Origin of the sequence: Novosphingobium beihaiense, assembly GCF_022832375.1 — a bacterium.
GTDB lineage: Bacteria > Pseudomonadota > Alphaproteobacteria > Sphingomonadales > Sphingomonadaceae > Novosphingobium > Novosphingobium beihaiensis.
In genome coordinates this window covers 1-2194 of sequence record NZ_JALHLG010000091.1, presented here as the reverse complement: position 1 = coordinate 2194, position 2194 = coordinate 1, and the positions used below count along the sequence as shown (strand labels likewise).

The 2194-nt window shown below is 44.7% G+C and carries 1 protein-coding gene and 1 pseudogene; both read right to left on the bottom strand.

Going from position 1 to position 2194, the window contains the following annotated elements; translation table 11 throughout:
- Positions 1-150 precede the first annotated feature (150 nt).
- A pseudogene (locus MTR66_RS21055) lies at positions 151-393 on the bottom strand (transposase); the annotation flags it as partial.
- A gap of 77 nt (positions 394-470) precedes the next feature.
- Positions 471-1844 (bottom strand): hypothetical protein, encoded by a 1374-nt coding sequence (locus tag MTR66_RS21050; RefSeq protein ID WP_243924690.1) that lies wholly within the window; start codon positions 1842-1844, stop codon positions 471-473.
- Positions 1845-2194: the final 350 nt, after the last annotated feature.

Genomic DNA, 2194 nt, shown 5'->3' with positions numbered 1-2194 from the left:
TGAGCCAGAACCCTCAGACTCTCTTGACTATGCTGTATCGCTCGATGGACTGCCTCTGTCGTGCGGGCGCTCCTGTGTAGAATCTGTCCCATAGCGCATCCTTCCAAGCCTGCATGGATAATGCTCCATCAAATGCCGGGACCAAACAACTAGGTCGGCCATCTCTAACAGGCTTGCGACCATGCCGACTGGCGCAAGGGTAGTTTGAACAACGCCTTTCAACGTCAGGCAAGTCTGGATTGCCGCATCCGGAAACATGGGCTGGCGTCCGCCCTTGCCGGTCGGCGCTGACAACCACTGTATCTCGTGGCCAAGCAAGATCCGAAGCGAGCTTCGCTGTGCCAACGCTGCTTTGTAGAATTTCCAGTTCGTGGCGCGGGACGGTTTGCTCATCCACGCCGCCTAACAGGCTGGATTCACTATTGGGATCTCTCGGCTATTTATGCAACAAAGCTCCAAGACTCCAAAAGTTATGTAGCCTGGCTCCCGACGATTTTGTGCGGTTTATGCCGTAAAAAAGCAGATGAAACCGATTTAATGAGAATGAATAGTAATATATCCACAGGCAACTGTCGGAGCATAAAAAAGATATAGCTCCCAAAGACGCCTGATGAAAGCAAATGAAAATATCGTACGCATATATATATGGCGAATATATTCCACTCCATTCTTCCAACAAAGATAGCAAGAAATCCCGTAAAAATTAAAAACAGCACAAAGCTGGATGCAATAGTAAACAGAAGGCCATTCGCATAAAAAGCCTCCGCAGGCCATCCAATCGTCGGATATCCTTCAAAGTTTGGATCTTGCAACCCGAGTTGAGAAACAATTACATTTCCAGAATATATCTCCTTTTTATTAGGATTTAAAAAAGACGGAAGTACGTCCGTAATTTGGCTTGTAACAAACGAAGTTCCTGCAAAAGGCCCTTTGACGGAAAAGACTCGGGCGACGGCATCAACATAAGGCACCAAGACAAAACGTTCAAAAAAAAGTGGGAACTGCCGGGTATATGGCACATCGTAACGAAAGAGGCCCGCAGCCCTCAGGCTTCTCGCCTCTCGTGCTTCAAGCTGTTGGCGTATGCCCTTGTCGCCGGTAGCAAGCTTAACCATTGCATCAGTAGTGTAAGCAATCAGCTCAACAGGTGTACTTATATCGCGCTTTCCGCGCGCGATATAAGTGATGGCAGGGAAGGCCACGCTCGACAGAAAAATAATAGCGCCCGCGCCCAAGACAAAATGCGATACCCTAAACCTTCCCTTAAAGGAAAATATAGTTACAACATAAGACAATGGGGCAGCAAAAAGCAAGAATTTAGTATTGTGAGAAATCGAAAGGATGACAAGTATTATAACCAACACCGCCGCCCAAATTGACATGCCTTTCTTAGATTTATTAATAATCATCACCCGAGCAAGCTCAGATATTAGCGCCAACAATAAAAACGCCGCGAGAAAAACTGACGCCGCTTCGCCGACGACCCCCATTTTGGCCACGATCATGGAAGATAGGCCGATAAACAAACTGACTATGCTAATTGGCGCAAGTGCACCTGCTGGCACTTTCTGCCACCTTGGAGGTGAGAAGTAAGGCAGAAGGATACTTGTGCCCAAGGCCCCTAAAGAGGCGCCCAAAATAGCTAAAAAAACAATTAGATAGGATAACGTCGGGCTATATAAAAATGAATCAAGCGGCTGAAAAAACACCGATTTCAACACAAGGGAGTTGAACGACCAATAAAAACAAATGAAAATAAAAAAAACGCCGACCGAATGAGATATTCCATAAGTGCGTATTGGAAGCAAAGAGGCTATAATAATTGCTAGAGAAAGTAATGCCACATAAACATCGCATCCTAAAAGGAAAATCTGAAATATTGTCAAGGCAGCCGACGTCCACAATACAATGTAGCAAAACCTCTGCGTTAACGTTGTGTTTGAAATATTTTTCACACTGCTTCTCTTAATATTCCAAATAATCACAAGAAATGAAATTTTGCGCTGCACTTTCTATGAAGATAACATACAACACATCACCTTTTACAAACAATACTTTGCTTGATGGTTTTTTATCTTTCACAGAAGGCTAACTTCGGCTTTGCCAACACATCTTAAGTAGATAATTTACCGATCGCTAACATCACCCTCACTCTTTGTCATTACTTTTCTGGCGATCGCGTTACGAACTTGTA